12 protein-coding genes are annotated in these 23,514 nt (G+C 42.8%); 7 read left to right on the top strand and 5 right to left on the bottom strand.

What is annotated here, in order from left to right; genetic code table 11:
• Window positions 1-2: 2 nt before the first annotated feature.
• Complete coding sequence (locus ACH11B_RS03225; RefSeq protein ID WP_130858099.1) at window positions 3-1,871, bottom strand: von Willebrand factor type A domain-containing protein; 1,869 nt, start codon at window positions 1,869-1,871, stop codon at window positions 3-5.
• A 232-nt stretch (window positions 1,872-2,103) separates the two neighbouring features.
• Here ACH11B_RS03225 and ACH11B_RS03220 point away from each other — a divergent pair, with 232 nt between their 5' ends.
• Complete coding sequence (locus ACH11B_RS03220; protein WP_013663948.1) at window positions 2,104-2,685, top strand: RNA polymerase sigma factor; 582 nt, start codon at window positions 2,104-2,106, stop codon at window positions 2,683-2,685.
• Entirely contained in the window at window positions 2,672-3,895 is a 1,224-nt protein-coding gene (locus ACH11B_RS03215; RefSeq protein WP_130858098.1) for an energy transducer TonB, read from the top strand. Before ACH11B_RS03220 ends, ACH11B_RS03215 begins: the two co-directional genes overlap by 14 nt.
• A gap of 150 nt (window positions 3,896-4,045) precedes the next feature.
• Here the strand turns inward: ACH11B_RS03215 and ACH11B_RS03210 are convergent, their stop codons facing one another.
• Complete coding sequence (locus tag ACH11B_RS03210; protein WP_130858097.1) at window positions 4,046-6,760, bottom strand: MG2 domain-containing protein; 2,715 nt, start codon at window positions 6,758-6,760, stop codon at window positions 4,046-4,048.
• A gap of 177 nt (window positions 6,761-6,937) precedes the next feature.
• Here ACH11B_RS03210 and ACH11B_RS03205 point away from each other — a divergent pair, with 177 nt between their 5' ends.
• Both ACH11B_RS03205 and ACH11B_RS03200 read left to right on the top strand, forming a co-directional pair.
• Complete coding sequence (locus ACH11B_RS03205) at window positions 6,938-7,915, top strand: Gfo/Idh/MocA family protein (protein WP_130858096.1); 978 nt, start codon at window positions 6,938-6,940, stop codon at window positions 7,913-7,915.
• Window positions 7,916-8,639: 724 nt separating this feature from the next.
• Window positions 8,640-11,024 carry a glycosyl hydrolase family 95 catalytic domain-containing protein gene (locus ACH11B_RS03200; RefSeq protein ID WP_377611632.1) on the top strand — a complete coding sequence of 795 codons (2,385 nt, stop codon included), beginning with the start codon at window positions 8,640-8,642 and terminating at the stop codon, window positions 11,022-11,024.
• A 70-nt stretch (window positions 11,025-11,094) separates the two neighbouring features.
• Here ACH11B_RS03200 and ACH11B_RS03195 read toward each other — a convergent pair whose 3' ends face one another.
• On the bottom strand, window positions 11,095-12,729 hold the full coding sequence (locus ACH11B_RS03195) for a RagB/SusD family nutrient uptake outer membrane protein (protein WP_013663943.1): 1,635 nt from the start codon (window positions 12,727-12,729) through the stop codon (window positions 11,095-11,097).
• Between the two features lie 12 nt (window positions 12,730-12,741).
• Window positions 12,742-15,687 (bottom strand): SusC/RagA family TonB-linked outer membrane protein, encoded by a 2,946-nt coding sequence (locus tag ACH11B_RS03190; RefSeq protein ID WP_149104978.1) that lies wholly within the window; start codon window positions 15,685-15,687, stop codon window positions 12,742-12,744.
• Window positions 15,688-16,092: 405 nt separating this feature from the next.
• Here ACH11B_RS03190 and ACH11B_RS03185 point away from each other — a divergent pair, with 405 nt between their 5' ends.
• The 3 genes from ACH11B_RS03185 to ACH11B_RS03175 all read left to right on the top strand — a co-directional run bounded on the left by ACH11B_RS03185 (window position 16,093) and on the right by ACH11B_RS03175 (window position 22,148).
• Window positions 16,093-19,227, top strand: coding sequence for a SusC/RagA family TonB-linked outer membrane protein (locus ACH11B_RS03185; protein WP_130858093.1), 3,135 nt, complete (start codon window positions 16,093-16,095; stop codon window positions 19,225-19,227).
• Between the two features lie 59 nt (window positions 19,228-19,286).
• Window positions 19,287-21,131 carry a RagB/SusD family nutrient uptake outer membrane protein gene (locus ACH11B_RS03180; protein WP_013663940.1) on the top strand — a complete coding sequence of 615 codons (1,845 nt, stop codon included), beginning with the start codon at window positions 19,287-19,289 and terminating at the stop codon, window positions 21,129-21,131.
• A gap of 66 nt (window positions 21,132-21,197) precedes the next feature.
• Window positions 21,198-22,148, top strand: a complete 951-nt coding sequence (locus ACH11B_RS03175) for a PmoA family protein (RefSeq protein WP_130858092.1) — start codon at window positions 21,198-21,200, stop codon at window positions 22,146-22,148.
• Between the two features lie 282 nt (window positions 22,149-22,430).
• Here ACH11B_RS03175 and ACH11B_RS03170 read toward each other — a convergent pair whose 3' ends face one another.
• Window positions 22,431-23,447 (bottom strand): LacI family DNA-binding transcriptional regulator, encoded by a 1,017-nt coding sequence (locus ACH11B_RS03170; protein WP_013663938.1) that lies wholly within the window; start codon window positions 23,445-23,447, stop codon window positions 22,431-22,433.
• Between the last annotated feature and the right edge of the window lie 67 nt (window positions 23,448-23,514).

The following is a 23,514-nucleotide window of genomic DNA, read 5'->3' as shown; positions in this document are numbered from 1 at the left end:
TGTTATTCTTTAGCCGCTATATCGTTACTTTTTGCTAGCAATTTAGCACTTTCTGCCAATCGTATAAATTCCGCACGATAACCCGTTGAATCCGCCCCTCTAGCTGATTTCGCACGATTAATAAGCGCATCGTAATTAGCCTGCTGTTTGAAATCGGAATTCCGCAACAGCATGGCAAATTCAGCAATAGCACTTGCGAAGCGAAAATCATCGCTGGTTTCGGCTAGCTGCATCGGCTTATCCAAAACACTAACTTGTTTCATTTTGCTTTTATCTTCTTTTGGTTCCTTGTACCTAAATTTAACCGTAAGCAGTTCATCGGAAGCTTTTGCGACAAATACACTTTTCTCCGGTTGATATTTTAAGGGATCTACACTGCCTATATAAGGCTCTTTAATGCCTTTGGGAACAATTTCATAAAAGGCAGTAACGATATGTCCGGTTCCCATATCACCGCCGAGCTTTTGATCATTGTTGAAATCTTCTTGGTTCAGCAAACGATTCTCGTAGCCCAATAAGCGATAAGCTTCTACCTTAGCGGGATTGAATTCAACTTGCATTTTAACATCCTTGGCTACCGTAAAAAAGGTGGCGCCGAACTCGCTTATCATTGCCTTTTTTGCTTCCATCAAATTATCTATATAGGCATAGTTCCCATGTCCTTTATTCGCCAAAAGTTCCATCTTGCTGTCTTTCAAATTGACCATCCCAAAGCCAAGTACCGATAAGCTGACACCGCTTTGTCGTTCTTTTTCAATCAATGTTTCCATATCCTCGTTACTGGAAGGGCCTACGTTAAAGTCGCCATCCGAAGCCAGGATAATACGATTATTACCGTCTTTTTTAAAATGTTCTCTCGCCAAGTCGTAGGCCATTTTTAAACCGGCACCACCGGCAGTAGAACCACCGGCATCAAGTTCGTCGATGGCATTTTTTATACGCATCTTTTCGTTAGCCCAAACAGGCGCAAGTTTGATTCGCGCGGTGCCGGCATAGGTCACAATGGCCACTCGGTCTTCTTTGCGCAATTGATCGACTAACATCTTTAATGACGATTTTACTAGGGGTAATCGATTGGGACCGTCCATTGATCCCGACACATCGATTAAGAAAACGAGGTTTGCAGGTGGAAGTTTCGCGGCATCAATGGCTTTTGCCTTCAAGGCAATACGCAACAGACGATGGTGAGGATTCCAAGGGGCTTGCGATAGTTCCGTGTGGATCGCCACGGGCTCATTATTTTGAGGGGCCGGTAAATTATATTGAAAATAGTTGATCATCTCTTCCAAACGTATGGCATCTTTTGGTGGTAATTGACCGTTATTGATAAAGCGGCGAATATTGCTATAGGACGCACCATCAACATCAACCGCAAAAGTTGATAAGGGCTCTTTTTTTGGACTGACAAACCCGTTTTCTTTAATTTTTTGATAATCTTCCGTCGATGGAAGATGCTGCATATAGAAAGGTGACGATGGGGGACGCACGTGTAAGCCAGGGCTATAGGCCATCAATGTTTGTGCGCCGCGTTTTTTGACATGCGCATGCTCCACTACGGTGATCTCTTGTAATGCGACAGAAGGTATTAATGTCACGTCCAGCTGCTTCCCTGCCCCAATCGCGACACGTTTACTTTCGAAACCGAGTTTGGAAAAAATAAGAAACTTTGCTCGGGGAGTCAATTTAATAGTATATCGACCCTTTGCGTCTGTGAGCGTACCGATAGTTGTACCTTCTATAAGAACCGAAACACCCGCTATACCTAGTTGATCTGCCTGATTGTAAACGATGCCATTAACGGTCAGTTCCGAGCTTGGCTTGAAGGAAAGCAGGCTAAAGAGGAGTAGAATTACTGATATTCTTGTATTCATAATCGTAAATTTTGCCCAAGGATGCAGTGCTATCTATAATTCCATAATTTTTTTTATAATAACTATTTACAGGGCGTTAGGCTATAAGCAGTAAGCTATAGGCAGTAGGCTTTAAGCACGACTTAACGATCAACCTAAGCTAGCTAATTGGCTCATTATCACATTGGCTAATTAACCTCTCAACTGTTTAACTACTTAACTAATCAAAAAAAAGCATTATTTTACGCTCGGCATGAATTGGTTCCAACGCTCAAAAAAAACGAATGAGACACTAGACGATGCGTCATTGTTAAAACGTTATCTCCATACACGAGATTTAACGGTTTTAGGTGAGCTATATGAGCGGCATACGGAAATGGTATATTACGTTTGCTTTCGTTATTTGGAGGATGGAGAGCGAGCAAAAGATGCGGTCATGCAGCTGTTTGAAGAGCTGATCGTAAAGGTAGAAAAGCAAGAAATTAAGAAATTTGTCACCTGGCTTTATGTGTTGACTAGAAATTTCTGTTTGATGCAGCTACGGTCGGAGAAAAAGATGCAATGGGTTTCCATGGAAGAATTTGTGGAATTTCCTATGGATGTGCATCCTGAAGACCGGGAAGAAAAAGAGATTGCTTTGGTAGCTTTGGAAAAATGTTTAGAAACGCTACCGGAAAAACAAAAGAAGAGCATAGACCTCTTTTTTCTGAATGAGAAATGCTATAAAGAAATTGTGGATATAACAGGGTATTCGCTCAATGAGGTAAAAAGCTACATTCAAAATGGCAAGAGGAATTTAAAGAATTGTATGGATAATCACCGTGAAAGAGCATAAATCTGACATAGCGTTAATTAAGAGCTATCTAAAAGGAGAGCTGAGCCGCGAAGAAATGTATCAACTGGAGCGGCGGGCACACAACGATCCTTTGTTGATGGATCTATTGCAGGGAATGGAGAAAGGGGATGAGCAGATGCACGTGGGGAACTTAGCGGATATTAAGGGACGTATGCGGGAGCGGCTTAATACGCCTGCTATTCATCGAAAAAAGCAGTCTCTTTGGTGGATGGCCGCTTCTCTTGTGGGAGTTCTCTTCTTTATGGGATATTGGATCTTAAAGAAAGAATTCATTCAACAACCCACTTTGGTGCAAGAACAAAACCAGGCAAGGGATTCGCAAACTAGCGTTAAAAGAGATTCTATGCCTTTGATTGCGATGAAACCTGTTAAAGAACCTAAAACCACTGCCAAGGCCCCGGTACCGACGCGTTCATCAGCGGCACGTCGTAAACCGGTATCTTCTTTGAACCAAGTAGAAGAACCATCACATCAGAAGGCTACAGTAGTAGACTCTCTTGTGGAAACACATGCTGAAACTGCCTTAGCGACTTTAGCGCCCAAACAAGTGGTCGAACCTACACCTATTCGAGGACGTGTCGTGGACGAACATACGGAAGAACCTTTAGCAGGCGTGACCGTGAAAGCAGCCAAACTTACAAGTGTCGTTACAGATTCGAACGGTCAATTCACCCTTTTAAATCCGCAAAGAGCCGAAACATTAAAGGTGTCCTATTTGGGATATGAAAATCGAAATGTCGCCGTAAAAGATCAGGATAGTGTAATGATTGCCATGCAGCCGGTAAATGCGACCCTGAATGAGGAAGTGGTTTCGGCTTATAACCGACAAGGGACAAAAAAGAGCGTGTCATCGAAATTAGCGAGCCGCACTCTTGATGTTCATATCACTAAGGATTCAACCATCAGCATACCTTCCGCGAGATTAGTCACCGAGCCCCTCATTGGTTGGAAGGCCTATGAGAAGTATTTGGAGGAATCGACAGGAGCCATTAAAGACCGAGCGGGCCGAGTCAAAATCGCTTTTTGGCTAGATAAAGATGGTAAACCGGAAAATATACGGGTTATTAAAAGTCTGGATCCCAAACATGATAAACGAGCTGTGGAGATCGTACGAAATGGCCCGCTTTGGAAGAAGATGGATGTCAACCGGGAAATAAGTATTGATATCGATTTTAAGGTAGTTAAGTAGTTAAGCCGTAAAACCGTAAAGTAGGTGGGTAGTGATAAAACTGTAGCAGCTACAGTAACACCAACCAACAGAGGGGCAGACAAGCTCAATCTTACCCTAAAGCTAATTGTTAAGTTGTAAAATAAGAACAGGGAATTGACCCCCTTCTTCCTATTTCTTTTCTACCCGAATATATGACGTTGACTTACCTAATCTTCCATTCACATCAAGTCCTTCTATTTCGATACGATAAATTCCCGGTTCGTCTGCCGTATAGAAAGAGATGGAGGCGGGATGCTCCTTTTGAACGACTATTCCGGGTTGCCAGTAGACGGTGGTACGTCGATCGGAACCCGTAGTATCTGCAGCTGCTTCGTAATCCGGTGATTCAAAATTACGGATTTCATAGAAGCCTTGCGGACTAAAGGTTGTCAAGCCGGGGGCATAGAGTTCGGGACCGAAACGTCTAGGCTGATCGCCTCTTCTTGTAGTGATCACCAGCACACCATTGCTTCCCCACATACCGTAAATGGCTGTATTACCTACTGTTCGTAATACTTCAACGGAGGCCACGTCAAAAGGGTTAATAATATTGAGCGCGGAAGCGTCCATGTACATGCCATCCAAAATGATTTGCATTGGCCGGTTCATGGAACGGGTACTATATGGGATACCATTAACAAAACGTACGCCTACAAGCCGTCCTTGTAGACAAATATCGAGTGTCGGACAGCCGTTAAAATATAGCTCATCACCACTGATAACTTGGTCGGCATTCCCCGGACCATTCAAATTAGATGAATGTTTGGCCGGGTTCTCTTTTTTCGCGTTGACTTCCACTTCCTCCAAAACAATGCTTTTCCCGGAAAAACCATATTGTTGTACTTCATCAAGCGATTTTTCGCTATTTTGATTTGAAGCCCCTTCCTTCGCAGTTACTTTCACTTCTCCCTCACGATCTTCTTGGGATATGGCCTGACTGGGGACTTCATCCAATTTTACTTTTACATTTTTTTTGCCTTTTGCATCTCTTGCCTGAACGAGGAAATCGGTTTGATCATAAAACAATAGTTTGTCGAAATTAAAACGGCCAGCGCTGTCTGTCACCGTATCTAAAACAGTCGCAGTTGGTTTAAAGGACGCAATGGTCACTTTTGCATTGGCGACCGGCTCGTCTTGCTTATTGGTTACAATACCGCTGATCCTTAATTCTTTTTCAGGTGTATAGGCAATCTCGGGGAACTTGCCCTCTTTTACATTTTTCCAAAAGCTACGATTAATAGACTGAGTGAGCATCAGCACATCTATTTGCTGCTGAGTCTGCTTGTTTTGATGAACAATGTTGATCGGAGGTTGATCAAAGGTGTTGTAAGTATTAGCTTGAAGCCATAAGGTCGAAAATATATTCTTGTCTGCTTTAGGAATTTGGGGTATTTTGTCGATATTCACCACTGAAGCGGAAAAAGCACCTATATCGGTTGTATCAGGCATAAGCCCTTTTATTTCAAGGGTAATCTTTTCGCGAGTACCATAGCTTGTTTGATTTGGTCTTGCTTGTAGTATAAGGGTATCGCGGGGGTTCAAAATGAAGATTTTGCGGGAGCCGATCAGATCCATTTGCTCATCTAACAAAGCTACCTCAAGTATGCCTGAGGGTAAATCTTTTTTAGGGATATTAAATGTAATCGCTGGTTTGCTCATCGACTGTTTCGCTGCGTAGAATACCATACCCTGGCTTTGAATGATGCATGCGATTTGCTGATTTTTTATATGACTTTGCGAGGCCGTCAATTGAGCAACGATCCCCTGCTCCATTAAATTGTTGACGGCCAAATGAAATCCTTCTGTTTGCACGTCTGGCAAAGGCATACGGATGGTATCACCGTCAGCAAAATATACCAGTACGGAATAGGCTTTGTCGCTTTCCGGGATAAAGTCGAAACTACCTAAACCGGCAGCGTCACTTTTAAATTTTGTGATTACTTGCCCGTTGCTTTCTAATTGCCCCTGCACTTCTTGTTTTTCATCTATAAAATTTCGGATTACTTGGACACCAACCCGGTTTTGGATACCTGCTAGCAGCGTTCCTGCTTCTGCTTGTAGGTGTATCGAACGTTTATCGGGACGGATAATTACCGGAATATTTTTTACAATCGTCCCTTGATTACCGTGGTCGATATGAAGAATTAATAAATCCGGTTGGTCTTTTTTTCGACTTTCATAAGGAAACTGAAAACGCAATCGGCCAAGCTCATCTGTTGCCACTTGCTGTTTAGCAATTGTTTTGCCGTTATTCTTTAGCTCGAAGGCTACTTGCCTATTTAGAATCATCCGGCCTTTAAAGTCCAGCAGCTGGACAGTACCATAAACCTGTTTGTCTTTTTCCGTTGTGTTCTTGTAAATAAAGTTGCTTCTGCTAATAATGCCGCCGGAGTTTTTGTTGTTTACGGTAATTGCTTGGTGAAAAAACAAGCCTTCATCGAAGTTCCGCATCCAATTGGTATAAGCACGGATATGGTATTGGCCTTCTACAAGTGTTTCCGGCAATTTAAAGTCGCCCATTGACAAGCCGGAAATCACCGGTAATCGCCTGGATTGTACTACTTCCTGTTGATCATTCAATAGCTCAACATACATGATTTTGCTAATGGCCGAGAGTAAATTGAATTGACTTACCGTTACATAGGCCTTAAACCAGATATCATCACCGGCTTCATAATATGCCCGATCTGTCTGTAGATAAACCCGTTCTTGTGGATGTTTCTGTTGAAAAGTTTCCAGGTGTTTTAAAGTCCGCTGCAAAGCATCTGTAGTATCATGCTTTTGTGCATATCCGGTTAGGGAGATGAAAACCATTATAAGCAGAAAATAGGAAGGCCGTTTCATGGAATCTTATTTGGTAAGTATATCAACAAGTAAATATAGCGGAAGGTTTTGAGAACAGGAATTTTCAGTCTACCAAATGTTTGAACGCGAAATACCAAACAGAACTGATATCTTGCTATCAACAGATGTGTTGGTGAAATAAAAATAATACCTTCGTGTATTGACAAACAATAAGCTATGACAAATTCAATTAAATGGGGAATGATTGGCGCGGGAGACGTTACCGAGGTGAAAAGTGGTCCCGCTTTTAAGAAAGTGCCACACTCCGATTTGGTGGCCGTCATGCGCCGTGATGCAGTTAAAGTGCAAGATTACGCCCGTCGCCACGGTATTCGTAAATGGTATACAGATGCGAAGCAATTGATCGATGATGAAGAAGTAAATGCTGTTTATATTGCCACGCCTCCAGATACCCACCTTCAATATTGCATGATGGCCCTACAAGCCGGAAAGGCAGTTTATGTCGAGAAACCTGTTACTTTAAATGTAGAAGAGGCGATGCGCTTAGCTAATTATGTGCAAAAGGTGGGAGGATGTTTATCTGTGGCGCATTATCGAAGAGAACAACCTTATTTTAAAAAAATTGTACAAATAATTGACGACGGACTTATCGGTGAACCGCTAGTGATATCATTACAGTTGCTGAAAAAGTCGTTGACCGAAGAGATGCTGCAAGATCCTAAAATAGCGTGGCGTTTAGATCCGGCCAAATCCGGCGGCGGCCTATTCCATGATTTGGCACCGCACCAACTGGACATCATCTATCGACTTTTTGGCCCTATTCAAAAAAGCGAAGGACTGGCTTTAAACCTAGGTAAGCGATATCCTGCCGACGATGTGGTAACCGGGCGGATTCTTTTTGAAAATGACGTACTTTTTAATGGTTTATGGGCTTTCAATGTAACAGAAGAGGTAGATCGATGTGAGATTTTCGGTAGCAAAGGTAAGCTGACTCTTTCTTTTTTTACGCCACATACAATTGAGTTAATGAATGGGGAGGGAGTGCAAGTCTTTCATTTCGAAGCGTTAAAGCATGTACAACAGCCAATGATCGAAGCAGTAGTTGGTTACCTACGCGGTGAACGTGGTAATCCCTGTAGCATAGATGATGCTTTAGAGGTTGCTACTATTATGCAGAACTTCACCAACAAATAAATTTATTAATGACTGCCGGATATAATAGGATTGCTTAAAAAGGAAGGATTATTTTAACTTCTTTCTTTCTCCGCGAAATAAAGAAGCAAAGAAAGCTCGTCGCTTGGAACTTTGCTACAACGGTAGTGCATCAACGTGCAAACCGCAAATTTCCTAGGCGACATTTTAGCAGAACGTAGGGTTTTTGCGGACAGCCAATAGGGCCCAGAGTGTCGGACAAAACGGCCTTGGAGGATACAGAGGCAACGAGCAGTAAAGCATTTGTGTGTCTGTTCATGTTGCAGTACCCGAGCGGATTGAAGAAGTGAAATGGCTCCAATACGCGCCAGTAATGCTTTGCCATCAGTTGCAAGGTAGCCTACACGGGCCTTGATTTATTCACTTTTGTTTGTTTTCAGATGAGTTCATGAGCTCAGCGCTCCGCTCTTCGGTTTGCTCAACTTTTATCAAGAACCTTCCCATTGGGAAAGCTTGAATGCCTTTAAAAAACTAACGAATGATGAAAAAAGTTGATTAAGAAAAACCTTCTTTTTATATAAACACCTTCATTTGTATGTTAAAGGCGAACCGACCAACGGGAGTTCATTCCTATTTTACGGAAAGCCGATGGTCATATTTATTTTTCAGGTACCGGTATCGAAAGGTGAAAATAGCTGAATAAATTGCCGATATAACTGTTTGCTTTGCCGGCAGATTATGCTATCTATGTAGTTAAACTAAATGTATGATACCGTTAAGATATAAATCAGTGCTAATCTTATTTTTCAGTATTTTATTGTCAATAAAATTGGCGTTCTCTCAGCAAAAAGCGCTTCAACTATGGTATGACAGGCCTGCTACCGACTGGATGCGGGAGGCGCTTCCAATCGGAAATGGGTATATAGGCGCTATGTTTTTCGGAGGAATTGGTGAAGAGCAGATCCAATTCTCCGAGGGGTCACTTTGGTCCGGTGGTCCAGGTGCTAATCCAAATTATAACTTCGGAAACCGACCCAATGCCTGGAAATACCTTGGAGAGGTGAGAGCGCTGATTAAGCAGGGAAAATTAAAGGAGGCAAACGAACTCGTAGAGAAACAGATGACAGGCATGGCACCGGTTAAACTGGCTGGCGACAGTACAGATTGGGGCGATTATGGTGCCCAGCAAACAATGGGTGATTTATTTATTAAGGTAGGGCATGGATCGATCCCTGTACAGGATTACCGACGCACGTTGGATATACAAAGAGCAATCGGAAAGGTGTCCTACAGTGTGGCGGGAAATAAGTACCAACGTAGTTTTTTTGGCAGTTATCCCCAAGGCGTAATGATTTATAAGTTCACCTCCGATAAATCGGAGAGCTACACACTTCATTTTAGCACACCCCAATATAAAGAGAAGGAAAGTTTTGAAGGACTACGTTACTCCTGTGTAGGCTATGTGCCCAACAATAAGTTAGCTTTCGAAACGGCTTATCAACTGGTTACAGATGGTAGAGTAAAATACACTAACGGAACAGTATCCGTAGAGGAGGCGAAATCACTGCTTATTATTCATACGGCTGCAACTGCTTATAAGATGCAGTATCCGCATTATAACGGTAACGACTTTCGAGCCATTATCAAAAAGCGTTTAGATGCGGCCAAAGGAAAGAGTTATAAGCAACTCTTTCAGATACATCAAGAAGACTATCAGCCACTTTTTGATCGGGTATCCTTTCAATTACAGGGGAAATCAGCCGATCATTTACCGACTGATAAGCGACAGCAAGCCTTTTTCGAAGGTGCCGAAGATGTGGGTTTGGAGCAACTTTATTTTCAATATGGCCGGTATCTGATGATTGCTGCATCAAGGCCGGGAACCATGCCAATGCATTTGCAAGGGAAGTGGAACAACAGTGTAAATCCTCCTTGGGCAGCCGATTATCACACCAATATTAATGAACAGATGTTATATTGGCCGGCAGAGGTAACCAACCTTAGCGAATGCCACGAGCCTTTGATTGATTATATCGAAAGCTTGGTAGAACCGGGAAAAAAAAGTGCTCATGATTTCTTCCATACGAGGGGGTGGATCGTCAATACGATGAACAACGCTTTTGGTTATACCGCTGTAAATTGGGGGCTGCCTTGGGGTTTTTATCCCGCAGGTGCTGCATGGTTGACGCAGCATGTATGGGAGCATTACGCCTATACGCAGGATAAGGCATACTTGCGCAATCGAGCCTACCCTATAATGAAAGAGGCTGCTCGTTTCTGGATTGATTATCTGACACCCGATGAGAACGGGCACTTGGTGTCCTCGCCGTCTTATTCGCCTGAGCATGGTGGTATTTCAGGAGGAGCTTCCATGGACCATCAAATAGCGTGGGATATATTGAACAATTCACTTGAAGCTGCCATGGTGTTGGATGATAAAGCTTTTGCTGACACGGTACAACGTGTGCGGGATCGCATTTTACCTCCGCAAATAGGACGATGGGGCCAGCTGCAGGAGTGGAAAGAGGATGTGGATGATCCCAATAATAAACACCGGCATGTATCTCATCTTTTTGCATTGCACCCGGGACGTCAAATATCCCCTCTTAAAACACCTGAACTGGCAGAAGCGGCTAAAGTAAGTCTGGAAGCACGGGGTGATGAAGCAACCGGCTGGTCTTTAGGCTGGAAAGTGAATTTTTGGGCAAGACTTAAAAATGGTGATCGTGCTTTGAAACTGTATAAAATGGTTATTAAGCCCGCGGGTGCAACAAAGTCAAGTTCAGGCGCTATTAATTACGAGGGGGAGGGTTCAGGCTCTTATGCCAACTTATTGGATGCGCATCCACCCTTTCAGCTAGACGGAAATATGGGCGCTACGGCCGGTGTTGCGGAGATGCTATTGCAGTCACAAACAGGCGAAATCGAACTGTTACCTGCATTGCCAAAGAACTGGCCTACAGGGCGGATCAGCGGTTTGTGCGCGCGCGGCGGTTTTACCGTTAATTTAAATTGGGAAGCTGGACAATTAAAATCGGCAGAAATCATTGCAGACAAAAGTGGGCAAAAAACCTTAACATATAAAGGCAAAACAAAGGCTATCGATTTTGTTTCAGGGAAGAAATACCAGCTATCATTTCACGACTTTTGATAAATTGATAAAAAAAAGAAGCCCGAGCGTACTGTTCGGGCTTTTACTAACAGATTTTAATCTTTTTTCTTTATGGGTTTTGCACTAAAATCCCACCTGACGCCGTAATCTGCGATTCCGGAATATATTCGACAATGTCGTTAGATGTCGGTGCGACGATGGATTTAGGAGAGGCTCCTGAAAGATGTGTTCCTGGGTATTGACGGTTCAGAACAAGTCCATTTCGGAAAGTATCGAACTTGTTATGCCCTTCCCAAGCCAACTCCAATTGCCTCTCCTCCATCACGATATCAAAAACTGATTTGCCATCTAGATTAGTAAGGTTATACAAACCTGCTGCTGGAATGCCCGCGCGAGTTCGGATAATATTAACGTCGTCAAGTGCGGCTTGATTATTGCCTAATTTAGCGTTTGCTTCCGCACGGATTAAATAAATTTCTGCCAAGCGCGAGATTACGGGCGACCAAAGATGTCCTTGGCCTTCTTGCCCTGAACATTTCAAAATATAGTATTTTGGATATCCATTGCGCATTTCCATTTCCGAATCAATCAGTACCTTCTTTTCTTTACCTGCTACATTGATCCAATAATCGTAACTTCCGATGTTATTGCTTCGTTTGATGAGCGATTTGGTGGTTCCATCTTCGCTGTATTGATAGTCGTCACCTACTTTGGTAACTACTTTATGAGCGTAAGTATAATTGTCGGTTACATAGAGTGCCCAAAGGTTAGTAGAACCCGTCGTCTTCGGTGCTATAAACTTATTTCTTTGGTCTGACGGATATTTTCGAACCAGTTCGAGGTAAGGCCTTGAGGCATACATCTCTCCCCAGCCGGCGCCATCTATAGTCGCATACAAAGAACCTACAGTATACCAACCGTTATCAGGATAGTCAGTATCCTTCACAAAACGGATAGCAAAAATTGTTTCGCTATTTGATTCGGGCGTTATTGTCGTATAATTTGCTAGTTGAGATGTACCTAAAAGTGAGAATCGACCAGAGCTTAATACTTTATTCGCGTACGTAATGGCGTCTTGATTTTTTCCCTCATAAAGATAAATACGAGCTAAGAGCGCCTGTACTGCTTCGCGAGAGGCATAGATGTTTTCTTTACTTTGGGTAAAGAGGCTTTCTGCTTTTAATAGATCATTTTCGATTTGTGTGTAAACGTCACCTACAGTTGCTCTTGGAGGATTATCCATAGGATCGCTCGAAAGCTTCAATGGTACCGCTAAATTATCTAATCCTTGATTATAAGGCCGGCCAAATATATTGGTGAGATAAAAGTACAACATAGAGCGTATGTACAGGTTCTCAGCCAATAATTGCTGATCCTCGGGATTTGTGCTGTCCTGCAATTTTTCTATTACGATATTCGTTCCTACGATTATTTTGTACGATTGTTCCCATACATTGTTGACTCTTGAATTGGTAACCAATCGATTGTAATTATACGAATAGAATAAATTATCTGTTGTTGTTCCACTCAAAGCTACGTTGGTTCCAGGATATTCGGTAACACGATGCCAGTTTTCAACCCAGCCTTTAAGGCGACTGTAATTACCTAAAGTAACCGATCCTAAACTTCCTTCCAGGTTATCAAGCTCATCGGACGTGATGGCGTCATAAGGTTTTTTGTCTAAACTGCAGGCACTATTGAATGCAATGCAAGCAAGGAATATATATTTAAAGTATGTTTTCATGATCCACTACATTTAAAATGAAATATTGATACCTAAGGTAAAGCGCCTTGGGGCAGGATAAGTGCTGGTGGCGTCGCCTGCAACATTACCATTATCGGCTTGTCTTACACCTGTATAGAGAGCGGCTTCGGGATCTACACCCGAAAATTTCGTCAAGGTCCAGAGGTTGTCAGCGCTGATATAAGCGTCCAATGCTTTCAGTTTTAGCTTTTGGATAAATTTACTCGGTACGCGATATCCCAGAGTGATGTTCCGCATACGTAGAAAAGATGCGTCTTCTAGGTATCTTGAGGAGGTCTTATTGGAGTTCGTGCCACCATTATAAACCAAACGAGGATGGGTGGCATTTGGATTGTCCGGTGTCCATCTAGACCAACCATCTTGCAGAATCATTTGATTATAATAAGGGTAGGCACCGTCACTATCGAATAATTCACGTCCGCTAAAATAAGCATACGCTCCTTTATTGAATGCAAAACTGGCATTCAGGAAAAAATTTTTATACTGCATGGAGGAAGAGAACCCACCTGTAAAATCCGGAGTTGCAGTTCCAACAAACTGTAAAGTGGCTGCATTGTAGCTATTGGTGGTGGAAACAGCTCCTGTCGTGGGATCAATAACTTCCCAAAGGGGATCGCCATTTGCCGGATCTACTCCAATCCATTTACGCATATACCACGAATCAATATCTCTACCCTCTGCATAACGCTTGTTGCCGGCGGCTTGTTCTTTATGGTCCGCTAGCTCGACAATTTTATTTACATTTTTTGCAATATTGAAATCAATACGCCATTGAAAAGGATTCTCAGCATTGAAGATATTAGCACCGATACTGAATTCAATACCACGGTTACGGACGGCTCCAATATTGTCATAATATCCACTATAACCAGAAGTAACCGGTAATTGTACATAGTGTAGTAAGCCATCGGTGTTCTTATTATACAGGTCTAAAGTAAAGTCGAGTCGGTTGAGAAGGCCGAACTCAAATCCCAGATTGGCATCTTTAGAAGTTTCCCATGTAAGTCGTGGATTGCTCAATTGGTCCGGGTATGAGGCGGGCAGGCCATTATACTGTGCATCGAGCTTAAATAGATCATAGGAGCCATAATAGGTATTAGGAACGTTTCCTACTTTCCCATAGGACGCCCGCACACGTAAGTAATTTACAGTTTCAGTTTTAAAGAAAGCTTCCTCATGTACGTTCCAAGCAGCACTAAAAGCGTAGAAACTACCATACTGTCGTTCGCTACCGAAGCGCGAGGATCCGTCGTAGCGATAAGAAGCTTGAAGGTTGTAGCGGTCATCATAGCTATATGTTGCATTAATGATTCCGGATTGGGCCGAGTAGTCGTTTTTAGTTCCGCTGTAAGACCCAATGCTGGCAGCATTATCTAAAATTTCTGAGCCGGCAACGATACCATTTCCCGTTGCGGACTGGTCTTTATATTGATAATCCATGTATTCATAGGCAATAAAGCCACCAAAAGTATGCAAGCCAAAACTTTGATTGTATTTAAGCATTTGGTTCGTAAAGCGCACGATTCGCCGCGCAGAATTGTTGGTAATTCGACCTTCAGTGGATTGACCGGCTATGGATTTAGGATCCACATAAGACATACCGGTTGAGTTATAGTAAGCTACATTGTTCGTGGAAACATAGGAGAAATGATCTGAAAACTTATAATCAAAATCACCATTGAATTGGAAATCAAAGATGTCGGACTTTCCATAGTTATATTGCAAGTCATATAAGTAATTGCTCAGATCCCTTCCATACCATAGGGACGCCTCCTGTGCATTAACCAGTTTGCCGGAATAATCATAAGGATTGTCCCAAGGCATATTTAAGTACATTTGGTATAAATCATGCTGTCGGTCGTCGCTAGAAGTAAAGGTAGCGTTGATTTTCGGACGAATCGTTAATTTGTCGCTAATTTCATAATCCAAGTTCAGACGCCCGGCCCAACGCTCAAATTTATACCCTTTTACAGACCCTTCTTCAGCATAGTAATTTCCACCGGCATATAAGGTTGCCTTGTCTGACTTTCCTAAATACGTTATACTTAAATCATTAAGCTGACCAGCCTGCGAACCGTTTTTTACCCAATCATAGTCGGTGTTCAAGACATCGTCTGTAATGCCTGTATCTTCATTGAAAAGTTGAAACTGATCATACAATTGCCGACTATTCATCAGTTTGAATTTTCCTTGATTGAGATAGGTTAACCCGGTTTTCAAATTCGCTGTTAATTGTGAGGTACCGACTTCCTTAGCTCGTTTGGTGGTGACAACAATAACACCATTGCTACCGCGCGAACCGTATTGAGTTGTAGCAGCAGCATCTTTCAATACAGACATCGTTTCAATATCATTTGGATTGAGGTTAGGTGTGCCGTGGATAATAACCCCGTCGACAACCCAAAGCGGATCGACGCTGGATAGTATCGAACTTCTTCCGCGGATACGGATATTGGGATTATCACCGGGTCGCCCTGTGGCTGCAACAACATCCACGCCGGCAACTTTACCTTGGAGGAGGTTACTTACGCTGGGAGAGGACGCATCCTTCAGTTTTTCGGGAGCCACTGTTGCTACTGCGGCAGTGATGTTCCCTTTTTTCTGTGTAGAGTAACCGGTGACAACAATTTCATCTAATTGAGCCATGTCCTCCTGCATCGTTACGTTCATTGATCGGTCAACGACTACCTCTTTGGTTAGGTAACCGATGAAGGAAAAGCGTAAGGAGGCCTTGCCGGAGCTAACAGTTAGGCTAAATTGTCCGACTTCATTACTCTGCGTAGAAATTTTTTCATTGCCCACTTCCGAAATGGTGACACCCGGCAGGGGGATGCCTTGCTGATCTTGCACTGTTCCTACGACTTTCATTGTCTGTGCCCTAGAGGCATGAACTAGAAATACAAGGAATGTGCAGAATAAAATAAATTTACTCTTCATGGTTTTTAGTTTAGTTTTGATAAATCGGCCGCCGCAGGGGCATCTGTTATCGTAGTCCTTCTCTATTAATTAGTTGATCAAACTATACACCACTCAGAATACAACCGATAATGAGCGTATAGGCTAACAATGATAATCGTAAAAAAATAGCATTCAAAGCGACCGGAAAACACAATCGATTGCGTAAAAAAGCACAATCGATTGCGTAATTTGATGTTTCTCTAAAATTTTAGTACAACGTTTGAAATGCAGTTTTATCGCGGTTTTTGAACGAAATCTAAAACTTGTTTCGCCCTGTTGTGCAACATCTTGCTCTTGACGTCTCTAATTTTATCCCATCCATTGCAACGGATTATTGATAACCAATTGGGTTTAACCACCCCATAAAAACAAGGAGACCAAATTATGATGAAAACTTTTCCACAAAGGATTCTACATGTACTTTTTTACCATTTTAAATCGATAAGCCTGTTATTGGCTTGGCTTTTATTCTCTGTGGTATCCGCTGAAGCCCAACAAGGGATAACCGTAAAGGGTGTGGTCATCTCACAGACAGATCAGGCTCCCCTGTCTGGCGTAGCCGTCAAAGAAAAGGGAACAACCAATGGAATCAGTACGGACGACAAAGGGCAATTTGTGCTATCAAATGTTAAGCCCAATGCAACACTTACCTTTTCTTTTGTAGGCTACGTAACGCAAGAGCGGGTAGCACAGGCTCAAGAAGCAATTCGGGTGGAACTCGTAGCTGATATGGCTAATTTAGATGAAGTGGTCGTGGTGGGGTATGGAACTGTGCGTAAAAGAGATTTAACAGGTGCAGTTTCTCAGGTAAACACACAGAAGTTGGAAAACGAAGTGCCTGCGCAGTTGACAGATGTATTAAGAGGGAATGCTGCGGGAGTAAATGTGGGCTTCAGCGCCCGCGCCAAGGGAGGAGGTAGCTTACAAATTCGGGGTAGAACATCGCTAAATGCCGGGACATCACCGCTGATTGTAATGGATGGAGCCATTTATTATGGCGCATGGGAAGATATAAATCCTAACGACATTGAAACTGTGGATGTTTTAAAGGATGCGAGCTCTGCGGCTGTATTCGGAGCAAAATCTGCAACGGGGGTTATCATCGTCACTACTAAAAAAGGTAAAGAGGGAAAGCCGCTCATTAACATAAGCTCAAATGTCGGACTTGCTACGATGGCCGTTAACCAAAAAGTGTTCGATGCGTCTAGTTTCACGACATGGCGTTCTGATTACTTCAGAACGAGTAATCCGAAGGCCGAACCTTACCGATATAACGACCCGCGAACATTGCCCAGCGATATCAGCGTTGAAGAGTGGATGGGGTATGACGGAGCCAGTGGTGATCCTGTTCGCACTTGGTTGCGGCGCCTTAACATGCAGCCTGTCGAAATTGATAATTATATAGCGGGTAAAAGTGTAGATTGGTATGATCTCGCTTTTCAGAATGGACTACGCCAAGATCACAATATTAGTTTTTCAGGTAAGAATAAAGATATCTCTTATTATGTTGGAGCAGGATATTTAAATAATGAGGGGATCATTGTGAACGATCAGTATAAGACGATACGAACACGAGTCAATATTGAAGCGAATGTAACCAAGTTTCTGACGGTTGGTATGAATACGCAGTTTACTACTAAGAATGAAAGTGCAATCCCATACAATTGGGGCGCCATTACAAGCTTATCACCTTGGGGTAGCCGTTATGATGAGAACGGTAATCTGATGTGGCGGCCAAACAATGAAGCAAGCGGAGGTGTCAACTTGGGTTACGATGCTTTCTTTACCGACCGTTTATACCGAACAAATAGTTTGAATAGCACTATTTTTGGTCGTGTTAAACTCCCTTTTGGCATTACTTATCAATTGAATTTTACACCTCGTTTGGAGTTATTGGACCAATATAATGCACAAAGTGCAAAGCACGAAGAATGGGCGGGGTTTGGTGGTAGGGCGTCCAGAAGGCAACGGGAGACTTATTATTGGCAGGTGGATAATTTGTTAAAATGGGACCGAACTTTTAACGACATACACCGCTTCGATGTGACATTCTTAGTCAATGCGGAAAAGTTCCAACGCTGGGATAATACCATGACCAACGAAAATTTCGATCCTACGGATGAATTGGGATATCATGGTATTGGATCGGGAATAAAACCGATCATCAGTAGTAACGACCAATATAGTACCGGTGATGCCTTGATGGCCCGCTTGGTATATTCGTTGAAAGACAAATATATGTTCACCGGTACCTTTCGGCGCGATGGTTATTCTGCTTTCGGACAGCGCAATCCACGGGCCAATTTCGGCTCAGTGGCCGTAGGTTGGGTGTTCTCGGAGGAGGCGTTTTTTAAAAGTAAGTGGTTTAATTACGGGAAATTACGCTTCTCATGGGGTAGTAATGGTAATCGTGATCTGGGAGAAGACGGCTTATATAATGCGATCGCTGATTTAACCACTGGAAAGTACTTATATGTTTTGCCTGATGGAACAGTTATTCAGGCAAGTCAGCTTTGGGTGAATAGGATGCAAAATAAAAATTTGCGATGGGAACGGAATACGTCCTATAACGTGGGGCTTGATTTTGCTTTGTTTAATAATGTATTGGACGGTACGATTGAAGCTTATCAAATGAATTCAACGGATTTATTGGTTAGAAGAACCTTGCCTAATGTTTCCGGTTTCGACTGGGTGATGGATAATCTAGGAGAAGTGCAGAATCGTGGTTTCGAAATTACCCTCAACTCGAATAATATGCAGAGAGACAACTTTACATGGCGTACTACATTCAATTTCCAATTAAATAGAAATAAAATTTTACACATCTATCGCAACTTCGATAGCAATGGTAAGGAGGTAGATGATATCGCCAATAAATGGTTTATTGGGCATGCTATTGATGCCATTTGGGATTGGAAAGCGCTTGGGGTTTACCAGCTAGGACAAGAGGAGCTTGCAGCGAGGTATTCTTTGGTACCCGGAGACTACCGCCTAGAAGATGTGGATGACGATGGACGATTTACGAATGCAGATCGACAGTTTTTGGGGTATACCGAACCCCGATTTAGATGGTCACTTCGAAATGAATTTCAGATTTATAAGAATTTCTCTTTCTCCTTCATGATGTATTCGCTGTGGGGGCACAAAACTTCTTTTAATTGGTTGAAGAATAGAAATGGCTTTCCAGATCGGATGAACTCCTATGATTATCCTTACTGGACGCCTGAAAATCAATCAACGGAATGGGCCCGTATCGGTTCTAACGAAGGCAGCGCAACGGGTTTCAATGTCTATCGCGATCGGTCTTTCATCCGCTTGGATAATGTGTCGCTAGCCTATAACGTGCCCAGTGCCTGGACTGAGAAATACAAGATACGAAACTTAAGGCTTTATCTAAATGTGCGTAATGCTGCTCTATATACCAAAGAATGGCAATTCTGGGATCCGGAGTGGGATCCAAACGATGGTGCAGGGCCAACTCCACGTACCTTCACTTTTGGACTCGATGTAACGTTATAAAATTGCCTTTGATCAATCAAGAGATTAGAAGAGTTGGAGATTTAACAAAACTAGATGAAATGAAAAATCGTATTAAACCTTTATATATTGTTGTTAGCCTATTTGCCTGCATGCTACCGCAAGCATGTAAGAAAGAGTTTTTAGAGCCTAGGCCACTGTCATTCTTTACACCGGAAGAAACCTTTAAATCAGCGCAAGGTTTGTGGGCAACCTTAGTTTCTTGCGAGCGAAATATGCGTATTGAGTTTTTTGGCGATGCGCCTCCAATCGTTACCGAAGGTATCTTTTCGGAAATAGCAGTAGAGGGTACAACCGATAAGCCGGGCCCGGCGCAAAATCTCGATTTGGCTATTACGCCGGATGCTGAGTTGAACCATACCGACTATAATAAAATCGGTTGGTACTGGAATGAAGGATATCGTGGTATTCGCTATGCCAATACGGCCATTGTGAATATTGATAAACCGACGGACTACGCCTCGGAAGCGGAACGCAACCATCTCTTAGGGGCTGCTTATTTTCATCGAGCCGCTCGATATTATCGATTAACGCAACAATTTGGGGATGTTCCTTTGATTCTTAATGTATTGGATGAACCTAAATTGGATTTCTACAGTACCAAACGAGAAGTCATTCTTCACAAAATGAAGCAAGATCTTGAATTTGCACAAGAATGGGTGCCTGATGACGTGAACAAAGGACAAGTTACCAAGGGAGCGGTGAGTCATTTATTAACGAAAGTAAACTTGGCTTTAGGCTTATTTGATGATGCCATTGCTTCAGCCAGTCGCGTTATTGATGGCGGTCGGTATCGGCTTATGACCGATCGCTTCGGTACCGACGCCGGTGATCCTACCAAAAATGTGATATGGGATTTACATCGACCTGAGAATAAATCGTTAGCTTCTAATACCGAAGCGCTTATGCTTGTTATTGACCGTCTGAATATCGACGGAAATTTTGATGGGGGTAGTCAAACCATGCGAAACACGGTTCCTTTTTGGGCCAATTCAGGAATTGTTACGCCAAGTGGCCGTGGTGGTACTTCGGATACAAAGGGGATCGAAATTGACCAGGTAACAGCCTATGGAAGAGGAATCGGCCGTTTACGTCCAACTTATTATAGTCAAAAGGGGCTTTGGACAGACGCGAACGATCTTCGACATGCACCCGGTAATTGGATGGATATGGAAGACCTCGTTTACAATCACCCCAATTTGAAACGAGATAATGACCCTTATTATGGGAAGCATCTTCAGCTGCGTAACGAAGCCGGGAAGTTATTGTCGAGCGACACGATTCGCCAATGGTTTGGATGGCCCCATTACAAACTGTACATAGAAGATCCGAATCGCGTACAACCTGCCGGCGGAAATACGGATTGGTATGTCTTTCGGTTAGCAGAGACTTATCTGCTACGTGCGGAAGCCTATTTTTGGAAAGGTGATTTGGCAAGTGCCGCTAACGATATTAACAAAGTACGTATACGGGCGCAAGCCGCTCCCATTTCGGTAGCAGACGTCAATATAGGAACCATCTTGGACGAACGTGCACGCGAATTGTATTATGAAGAACCGCGGAAGACAGAATTGACACGCATTGCTTATATCTTTGCGATGACCGGAAAAGTGGCAGAGAATGGGAAGTCATATACCTTGCAGGCTTTTTCAACAGACAATTACTTTTATGATCGTATTTTGGCCAAGAGCGATTTTTATAATAAGGGCGTAACTACCAATTTGGGGATTACTTATAAAATTAGTCCGTATCACGTATTATGGCCTATTCCGATTAGCGCTATTAACGCCAATCCAATGGGGCATATCAATCAAAATCAAGGTTATGCGGGCTCGGAAAGCAATATTCCACCTTTGGAGGAAATCCCGGCTGAAGGAAATAATTAGTGGATGTCATATAGTTGATTTTATGAAGAAAGACCTATATTTAAAGAGAAAACTAACCAAGCAGTGATGAAAAATTATCTTTTATTGACGTATTTATTATGCTGTTTTACTTACGGTTTCGCACAGCAGGCCGTTAGGAAAGATGGTGTGCTGAAGTTAATGGATGCAAAGGGACACTATTTACTGGGCTATCAGTATGAAATCTTAAGCCCTCCCCCCGGAGTTGACGCGGCGTTCAAGCGAGCTGGTTTTATCCATCCTCTTAATACTTTGTCCGGAAAAACATTGACACGCATTCAGCCATCCGATCATTACCATCATTTTGGATTATGGAATCCTTGGACACGAATTGCTTATAAAGGCAAGGTGTACGATTTATGGAATATTGGAGATAAACAGGGGACCATCAGATCTCAAGGGGTGGAGGAAATAAAAAGTAAAGGGAAGACGATTGGGTTCAAAGCCAAACACGCGCATATTATATTCCCACAGTCAGAAAAAGAAGTGCAGATTTTGGACGAAAGCTGGGAGGCGCACATTTCACCTATTGATGATAAAAGGTATAGCTGCGATTTGACGTCAACACTCCAAGTCGTTGGACAAGACACCGTCGTGTTAAAGGCATATCGTTATGCTGGCCTTGGCTTTCGCGCAAGTGAGCAGTGGACTAATAAGAACAGTAAAATCATTACTTCAGAGGGAAACGACCGTAAAACAGCCGATGGCTCTTTAGCACGTTGGGTAATCGCTGAAGGAGATCTTGATGGATCATCTGCAGGGCTCCTTTTCTTGTCTTCTCCTGAGAATTATAATCATCCGGAGCCCATTCGTGTATGGCCGGAACAAGAGAATAAAGGGAGAGGGGATGTGTTTGTAAATTTTTCACCAACTAAAAATAAAGATTGGGTGCTAGTTCCCGGGAAGAAATACATACTCCGTTATCGAATGATTGTATTTGATGGTGAAATGGAACCGACAGAAGCGGAGAAATTTTGGAAAAAATTTACGGGGCAGTAGAAAATAGTTAATTGGAGTTAGTAGGGAGTAGGGAATAGTTAATGAGCCGATGAGTTAATTAGCCGATGAGCCAATGTGATAATGAGAGGCTAGCGCGACTGAAAGCTCGTTAATTATTCGTAAGTGTTTGCTTTTTCGGTACTCATGGGGCTCCCTACGGTCGGTTAGCCGATGAGTTAATGAGCAGATGTGATAATGAGCCAATTAGCTGGTTTAGGTTGATCGTTAAGTCGTGCTTAAAGCTTATTGCTTATAGCCTACAGCTTTAAAAGCTGAAGCTACTTAGAGTTCTTTAAAATAATGGAGTTTACAAGGGAGTGAGATAAGCTTTGGCTTGCGGGACTGATGCGGATTTTTGATCATATCAAGAAGTAGCGAACCTGCTTTGACGCCAATCTGGAAAGGTTGTTCTTTTAAGGAGGCAAGCGGTGGTCTTTCGAAATGGCTAAAAAGAGGCAATGCACCATAGCCGATCAGTTCTGTTATAAGATATCGATTGGGGAATTCTGTACGTAGGCAGGTCATAATATCGAGCATCAGGTAGTCTTTAAACAATAGCATCGCTGTTGGTGGATCCGTTAGTCGCATAAGCTTTCGTAAGACCTTATAGTTATCGGTTGTTGTTAGATCGCTTTCGCATATCAATTCTTGATCAGGAGATAGACCATTTTTAAGTAATCCGTCACGATAGCCGAGGTATCGATCCCGACTGGTTGTCCAATGTGATGGTCCGTTAATAATGGCAATACGCTGATGGCCTCTCGATACAAAAAGGTCTACGGCGTCTTTAGCGGCGTGGTATACATCGCTACTTACACAGCTATAGGTTTCATTGACAGGTTTTCGTGCAAAAAACATGACGGGTATCCCCGCACGTTCCAGTTTTCGCAAATGATCGAGGTTGCTTGTCTCTTTCGACATGGCAATTAACAATCCATCAATGCGGTTGCCCTGCATCACTGACACGAGTTCTTTTTCGCGCTGGAGGCTTTCCTGATTTTGGCCTATCAGTACAGTGTAGTGCGCTTTGGATGCAACTTCCTCAAAGCCATTTACGGCATGTATGTAGAAATGATCGAGCAATGTGGGAACGATAATGCCCAAAGTAAATGTTTTTTGCTGCTTAAATTGAATGGCTGTAATGTTTGGCGTATAATCAAGCTGCTTTGCCATGGCCAACACACGCTCTTTGGTAATGGCTCCTATATTTGGATGATTATGCAGGGCCTTTGATACCGTCGATATGGATACCTTAAGTGCTTTAGCGATATCTTTAATCGTAGCAGGTTTATTAGGCATGACTAGAAATTTAAAGTTGACGCAAAGAAATATATATGTTTTGGAAACGCTTAATTTCGGTAATCTC

The organism is Olivibacter sp. EAT-5, assembly GCF_044784325.1.
In the GTDB taxonomy this organism is placed as follows: Bacteria; Bacteroidota; Bacteroidia; order Sphingobacteriales; family Sphingobacteriaceae; genus Olivibacter; species Olivibacter oleidegradans.
Note: the sequence above shows the minus strand (reverse complement) of the source record. Positions and strands in the feature narration are given on the sequence as shown.